Annotated in this window: 5 protein-coding genes and 1 tRNA gene; 2 read left to right on the forward strand and 4 right to left on the reverse strand. The window is 44.9% G+C overall.

Features of this window, described 5'->3' with window-relative positions:
• Nucleotides 1-69: 69 nt before the first annotated feature.
• The gene (gene pduL / locus AB5Z12_RS06930) at nt 70-708 is read left to right on the forward strand and encodes a phosphate propanoyltransferase (RefSeq protein WP_173718604.1); all 639 of its coding nucleotides are present in this window, start codon (nt 70-72) and stop codon (nt 706-708) included.
• A 226-nt stretch (nt 709-934) separates the two neighbouring features.
• On the opposite strand, the gene AB5Z12_RS06935 is transcribed toward pduL, so the two are convergent.
• Together AB5Z12_RS06935 and AB5Z12_RS06940 are read right to left on the reverse strand one after the other, a co-directional pair.
• Complete coding sequence (locus AB5Z12_RS06935) at nt 935-3,139, reverse strand: C40 family peptidase (protein WP_264294296.1); 2,205 nt, start codon at nt 3,137-3,139, stop codon at nt 935-937.
• A gap of 344 nt (nt 3,140-3,483) precedes the next feature.
• On the reverse strand, nt 3,484-4,080 hold the full coding sequence (locus AB5Z12_RS06940; RefSeq protein ID WP_173735163.1) for a zinc dependent phospholipase C family protein: 597 nt from the start codon (nt 4,078-4,080) through the stop codon (nt 3,484-3,486).
• 411 nt (nt 4,081-4,491) lie between these two features.
• On the opposite strand from AB5Z12_RS06940, the gene AB5Z12_RS06945 reads away from it, so the two are divergent.
• Entirely contained in the window at nt 4,492-5,925 is a 1,434-nt protein-coding gene (locus AB5Z12_RS06945; RefSeq protein ID WP_173718606.1) for a polysaccharide deacetylase family protein, read from the forward strand.
• A gap of 203 nt (nt 5,926-6,128) precedes the next feature.
• Here AB5Z12_RS06945 and AB5Z12_RS06950 read toward each other — a convergent pair whose 3' ends face one another.
• Nucleotides 6,129-7,055 carry an SH3 domain-containing protein gene (locus tag AB5Z12_RS06950; protein WP_227199258.1) on the reverse strand — a complete coding sequence of 309 codons (927 nt, stop codon included), beginning with the start codon at nt 7,053-7,055 and terminating at the stop codon, nt 6,129-6,131.
• 52 nt (nt 7,056-7,107) lie between these two features.
• A tRNA-Arg gene (locus tag AB5Z12_RS06955) sits at nt 7,108-7,179 on the reverse strand.
• Nucleotides 7,180-7,419 lie beyond the last annotated feature (240 nt).

Below are 7,419 nucleotides of genomic sequence, written 5' to 3' on the forward strand. Positions count from 1 at the left end.
AAACTTAATCTATTGCAGTGTTAAAACAGTACTGATGTTCACACTCTATATAATATCGGAGGAATTTCCATGAGCATTAAAATACCGATTGAAACCTCAGCACGGCATATTCATGTTTCCCAGGAGGATTTCCAACTCCTGTTTGGAGAGGATGCCCAGCTTCATTACATAAAGGAATTAAGCCAACCTGGACAGTATCTCTGCCAGGAACGTCTTACCGTAAAGGGGCCTAAAGGTGAGTATAAGAATATGGCCATTCTAGGTCCTTTTCGTAAAGAAACCCAGATTGAGCTTTCCCTTACAGATACCCGCAAGATCGGTCTTCCCGGTCTTATCCGCCAGTCTGGTGATACTGTCGGCTCCCCTGGCTGCACTCTCATCGGACCCAAGGGCGAACTTATCCTTGATCACGGTGTCATTGTTGCCAAACGTCACATTCACATGACTCCGGCAGATGCTGTTACTTTGAAGGTCAAAGATAATGACGAAGTTTTTGTCCTGACCAAAAGCTTCGGCCGCGCTCTTATTTATGCAGATGTGGTAGTACGTGTAGACTGGAGTTACCGCCTTGCCATGCACGTAGATACCGATGAGGCCAATGCTTTTTCCAATGAAAAAGAGCCTTATGGGGTAATCGTAAAATTCTTTGATGATAACTATAATACGGATAAATGGATTGAAGACGTATTGTCCGGTATTAACCGCTAAATGTCAGGGCATACTCTGTGACTCCATTTTATTATTGTTCACTGGTGACATTCCGCAAGGTGTTTTTTGTGAACAGAGTGAACAGTAATTCCATTTTCTTGCAGCAGCATATGCCAGTCACAGCCTCCCGGAGCCTGTCTGAAAATCAATTCTGTAATCTGTTCACTCAGTCTATACAAATGAAAAGTGCTTCCTGCCCGAATCCGGGTGTGGAAGCACTTTTGCGTCACTGAATTCCAATTGTCGCCGCCAACAGCTCCTGAAGAGAATTGGTAACCATAATTCTGGAAAAATCTACTGTCTGGGCTTTATTAACTCCCGCAGTACCTGCTGCCTCATTACTGCCAGCTTCCATCTCTGCGGCATCTCCGTATGTCACCTGACTAAATACACTTACATGCTGTCCTGCATCAAACAGTTCCTGAAGGCTGTTTGCGACATAGAGGCTTCCCGGTGAAACAGTTCCGTCTCCGGAAGCATCTATGGTAACCGTATCCATATCTCCTGTTGTAACAAGGTTCGCCTTGATCAGATCCTGAAGGTTATTGGATACGTCAATTCCTGTGATATACTGGGTATTGGCTATAGTTTTACCACTCTGTCTCATTTCCTCTACCTGCTGTGCGTTCGGATAGAAGGATGGCTGACGGATGTAACGAAAGCTTGCACTATAAGCCTCTCCTACTGTAACACCATTCTTGCTGGAAGAACAATGTACGACGATCCAGTCTCCTGCGTCAGTTTTTCCACAGATAATACCAACATGGTTGGCACTTCCTGCTTCTGGTCCTCTCTGAAAAACCAGGTCACCTGGCTGGGCATCCGCCTCACTTACCACGTTCGCTCTGCCCCACTGGTCTGAGGTACCGCTTCCTACAGCTGCGATCATAGCCTGATTCTCATAGCCATTGATCACTGCCCAGGTAACAAAACCGCTGCAGTCAAGGCCATACGCACGTAAAGTACCGGTACTCTGACTTCCCTCTGCGCTTACCTGCTGTACTGCGCCCCAGCTTGGGTCCATTCCGATCACAGTAGATTTGCCGCCCCAGAAATATCCCACCTTACCAACCAGTGAATAAGCAGCTGCAATTACGTTTACACGCTCTTCTGAAACGTCATCGCCAACACTCTGTCTTACAAAGCCCTTGGCTGCTGTAACGGTTGCACAAAGAAGCTTGCAGTCTGTTTCAAGATATTTCTTCAAAATCCCCCTCTCATCCTTGGGGATCTTATTCTCTTTAATGTAATGGTTAATATGGTAATTTCCATATGTAACTCTGTTAGAATTACTTTCGTCCTTCACAACAGGATTCATCCTGGCAAAAATAGCTGCCAGATCATCCTTACAGGAAGAATCCAGCGTAAAAGAAGTGGCACCATCAAGGCTCTTCTCATAGACATATATGGCAAGTATATCCTGCCAGTTGCGTACAAGAAGGGTATCTGCGGATGTGGTAACACCACCTTCGGAATCAGATACATCTGTCAGTTGATTGGCAGCTTTATACTCTGTCTCAATCTGCTCCATAACATCTGCAAAATCATCAGAAAATGACAGCTGATAGTTCTCCTGCAGGCTGTTCAGATAAAATTCCTTGCCTGCATGAAGATTAGATGCATAGTAGACTGGGGTTCCATTAAGTGCCTGCGTTGTGGTGCTGTCAATCTTATCTGCATCTTTATCGTCTGCTGCCCCGGACAGCTGGCTGATCGTCTTCTCCATATCGATAAGAAGCTTGTAATTAGTAACAGCAGCCTTCTCCTGGTCTGAAAAGCTGTTATAGGTCTTTCTCAGGGCTTTGACTTTTTTCTTCTTTTTCTTATCTAATTCCTGCTTGAAGGTTTTATCAATGTCTTTGATCAGGGCACTTACCTTCTGCTGGCTCTCTGCTGAAAGTCCAGGAGTCACAGTGGGGGTCACCTCAGGTGCAGCACTAGGCTCTGGTGTCACTGTGGGGGTATCGTCCGGCGTTGCACTAGGTTCTGGTGTCGCGCTTGGTTCTGGTGTCGCACTTGGTTCTGGTGTCACCTCAGGTGTATGATCTGGCGTCACACTTGGAGCCGGTGTCACTGTAGATGTATGATCTGGTGTTTCACTTGGAGCCGGTGTCTCTGTAGGTATATGATCTGGTGTAGTAGGCTCTGATGGGATCTGTGTAGGCTCAGCTGGTGTTTCTGTGGGCTCTGATGGCGTCTGTACAGACTCTGCTGGTACCTGTGCCGGCTCTGACGTTGTCTCCGGAGGTGCGGAAGGCGTCTCTGCCGATGCCTGCTCTGATGAAATCGGCTCTGCTGCCGCTTCCCGGGCAGCTGTTTCTGTTTCTGACAAGGCTGTCTCTTCTGAGGCAAAAACACTGGCCGTTCCTGTAAAGGATATCGCAGCTGCCATAGTAATACATAAACATTTTGTCAGATATTTATTTTTCATATTCAAAAGATGCTCCCTTCTATTCATGAACATCCCTTTACTCCCCTATATAAAGGTATGCATTCTTACCTTAAAGACAGTTCGCATTAAGTATTAACATGCATTATTGTAGCATACTAACCCTTCTAAATCAACTATCCTCAAAATATACAGACGTATTTTCGTGATTTTTCATTTTTTCTTCACAATTTCTGTACAGATTTAAGTGAAAGCGTTTCCCACTTGCTAAATACCGTTTTTATCGCAGCAGCGAATAATTCATTTTTTCTGCTGTACAAAAAAATACCAGTCCCGGTACTCACAGACAAGCTGCTGTGATCTCCCGGCACTGGCTCTTCCCATTATCAGCATGCAGCCAGAATCAGAATATCCTCTCTGCCAAACTGCTTCGCAGCCAGCTGCAGGATTCCATGAATAACCTGTGAACAGATTCTGAGAATATACTGAACATCCTCTGCAATATTACGCTCCTTAAGAAGATATCTTTCATGGGCATTTCCAATATACTCCACCAGTTCCCTGAAGCTTCCGAAATTCACTGGAAGAATGACCATACGATCTGCTGCCCCACTCTCTATGTAGCGCTTCAGATGGTTCTTAAGATGCTTCTCGTATTTATTATGCTCGTACAGATTCCCGGTAAAGTTCTTATTATGGGGAAAAGTAAAATAATCTGCCATATAATGCATCACTTCGCCAAACCTGCGCCAGTAAACGCGTTCCTTGCTTTCTTTGGGATCATTGTCAATAAGAGCTTTCATCTTACCCTGGATTTCCTCGAAGGTGCCGAAATATTCATGCTTCTTTGTAAGAAAAGATGGCTTGATATCCGGAAGAATGCTTCCAAGGCAGAACGCCTTTCTGTGGGACTGCAGACTCTTAGTGGCAGGCATCTGGTCTGCCAGATATCTGGCTACCAGTATATGGGATTTTTTACGCAACCGCTTCCTCTTCTTTCCTGTTCTTATCCATTGTAACAGATAAAAAACAATAAACTGTAAAAAGCTTTTGTATCTGCTTTTCAAATCATCGTTATCACAACTTAATATAGCAGAATCTCTGTCAAATTTCAAATAAACATTTTCTGATTTTCTGTGAAATATTTTCCAATATATCGTTAAATTGCACAATTATATCCTGCGTGTAAGCCGGTCTTGTTTTTTTTCGTCATATATTGTATTATTAGGTTACTGTACAGCTGAAAATCATGCAGACCCATGATTTCTGTACATTACAAAGCGTGTTGCTGGTCACGAAATGAACCGTAACATGATCCCAAAAATGAAATGCTGCCAGTGAACAGTAATGAAACACACTGGCATCATGAAATCATTACATAAAGGAGGAATTATATGCCTGGCCATAAACCACGGACAAATAAGGGGCTGGCTATAGCTGCTGTTCTTATGTGTCTTGCATGCGGAGTTTCTTTTACCCAGTCTTCCGCTTCGCACTCACCCATTACAGATACCCAGATCCCGGACATGTTCGTAGCTGGAAATACAGATGATTCCCAGATTCAATCTGGTGGTGCGGCAGCTAAAAATACCGATGCAGAAGAGGAGAACACACCGGAGGATGTCATTCCCACCGAAACGCCTGCCGCAGATACCCCGGCACCTGATACCCTTTCAGGTTCAGACACTTCTTTCGAAGTCTCTCCGGAAGCTTCCCAGGGGGTGTGGACGCCAGTTGACAGTAACTGGTATTTCATGGTAAACGGAGAAGGTTATAAAGGCTGGCTCACAGATACAGACGGACACCGCTATTACTTCAATGACAAAGGCGTTATGCAGACCGGATGGCTTGAGCTTGATGGCAAGCGCTACTACCTCAATGCAGATGGAGTTCTTCAGACTGGTGACGTGACAATAGACGGCAAAATTTATCACTTTGGCGCTGACGGTGCACAACAGGGTGAACCGACGACGGCAGATGATAGTTCCAATCAGGATCTTGTATTCTACATGAATACTACATCAGATTCTTCGAATGCTGACAATCTCACAGCTTCTGCGACAGGTGCTTCCACACCGGCTGCAGAAGCTGATATTTCTTCTGATCGAAATGAAGATTCCAGAAAAGCTTCTTCCGAAGTCGATGATCCTTCTGAAGCCTCTTCTGCAGCATCAGAAGTCTCCCCTGTACCGGAAGCCTCCGTTACTTCGGAACCGACTGTTTCTCCGGAGCCAAAGGGGATGATTGCCCTCACCTTTGATGATGGACCCAGTGATTTTACAGACCGTCTTTTGGATTGTCTGGAAGCAAACAATGTAAAAGCTACTTTTTTCCTGGCAGGTCAGGAAGTGGAATATTTTCAGGAACCTGTAAAGCGTATGGAGGAGCTTGGATGCGAGATTGGAAACCACTCTTATGATCACCCGGATCTCACCACGCTTTCCGCCGATGATGCTGCAAGTCAGCTTTCCCGCACAGATCAGCTGATCCAGGATCTCACAGGGCACATTGCCACTGTTGTGCGCCCCCCTTATGGTTCTTACAATGACACCGTAGCAGAGACTGCAGCAAGGCCTCTGATTTTGTGGTCTGTGGATACTCTGGACTGGGAAACACAGAATGCAGATTCCACAGTACAGAATGTAATGGACAACGCCAGTGATGGACAGATTATTTTAATGCATGATATTTTCAAAGAATCTGTGGATGCTGCTGAAATTTTTATTCCGCAGCTGCTGCAGGAGGGCTATCAGCTGGTAACAGTAAGCGAGCTGGCTGCTGCAAAGGGAATTACATTGGAAAACGGAACCGCTTATGGATCGTTTTGATTTGGCGTGTCCCAAGTTCAAACGCCTTATCGTGCAAGCACGAACGGCTTTTTGACCTTTTGACACTGGTATCATAATATAGCACTACATAAAAACCAGAGTATCGTTTTCAGGAAATCATCAACTATACTCTGGTTTTATTCTATATATTTTTTCAAACACGCAAAAAAGGAACTGCCATCATGACAATTCCTCTTTTATACTTATTCAGTTTTCTCTTCCAGAAGACTGCTGTGAACATACGCCTCAGAGCCTTCATAGTCAATCTGGATCCAGTCTCCGCTCTCACCTTTCTTGACTACTTCTGTTCCAGCGGACAATCCACCAATCACTTCTGCATCACTGCTGGCTGCTGCACGGACATTACAATCCTCTGTCACTACCAGCGTAGTTCCATCGGCTGTCTCTGCAGATCCTGTGACATCCTCACCAAGACCATCAAGGAAAGCAGCAAGTGCAGGATCTGCAGTCTGTGCATCCTCATACTGCTTCTGTACCTTGGCCTTCAGCTCCTTCACGTCGTCATCCTGACGCAAAGAAACTTCATATTTCGTTATCTCGTCGCTGTCATCGTGAGCAGCGCCGTCAATCTTCCAGTTCCCGTCTGTGTCCTTTACCACATAGAACTCAGCAAGCGCAGGTACCTTTGTATCAATCCCCTGACAGATGTAGTAAAAACAGGAATATACTACATAGGAATCGTCATCAAGCCCCTTTTTCGTGTAGATATCACCAGCTTCATACCCTTCAATGTACTTGGCATTGGTAATCTTAGACTCGTCTGCCGGTGCAAGATTATCTACCAATGTACGCAATTTGGTAATATCTTTATCCCCCAGAGCTGTGTAATAGCTCTTGATCAATGAAGTAATCTCTTCATTAGCTTTTTCCATGGGATTGGCGTCTTTCTTCCCGTCAGTCTCCCCATCATTTGCCGGAGAAGAAGGAACATTTCCCTGGTCGTTGTCTGCTGTTACCTGCTCATCGGCTGTATCCTTGCTGGAATCGCCCTTCCCGCTTCCCATAAATGCACGGATACCGAAAAACAGGACAACCACGATTAACAGAATCGCTCCGCCAAGCATAAAATAGCGAAGGTTATCTGATAACCATTCTCTGAAATTATCCAAGTTCTTGTCCTCCTTAATACAACGCACCGGAACGCCCGATCGTTCCAGGCAATACACCTGAAGGGAATCGAACCCCCGCACATGGTACCGGAAACCACTGCTCTATCCACTGAGCTACAGGTGCATAAATTCGAAAGCTGCATTATCATTAGTTACTGTCTAACATTTAAACAGCAACCTCATATACAACCACTTCGACTAAAAAATTATAGCACAATATCGACTGGATGTAAAGTTTTTTCTTTTGACGGAATAGTTATGTCAGTTTTGAAAAGGGGCTGTCGGGATGATATGCTCCCTTCTAGGTAGACAAGTGAAATAATAAAAACTTGTCACTTAGGAGGGAGCATATTTTATGTCTAAA

Source organism: Ruminococcus sp. RTP21358st1_G6_RTP21358_211008, from assembly GCF_040908885.1.
Lineage (GTDB): Bacteria > Bacillota > Clostridia > Lachnospirales > Lachnospiraceae > Blautia_A > Blautia_A faecis.

Coding starts and splice junctions, on each gene's coding strand:
- pduL (WP_173718604.1), top strand. CDS start 70: ATGAGCATTAAAATACCGATTGAAACCTCAGCACGGCATATTCATGTT.
- AB5Z12_RS06935 (WP_264294296.1), bottom strand. CDS start 3,139: ATGAAAAATAAATATCTGACAAAATGTTTATGTATTACTATGGCAGCT.
- AB5Z12_RS06945 (WP_173718606.1), top strand. CDS start 4,492: ATGCCTGGCCATAAACCACGGACAAATAAGGGGCTGGCTATAGCTGCT.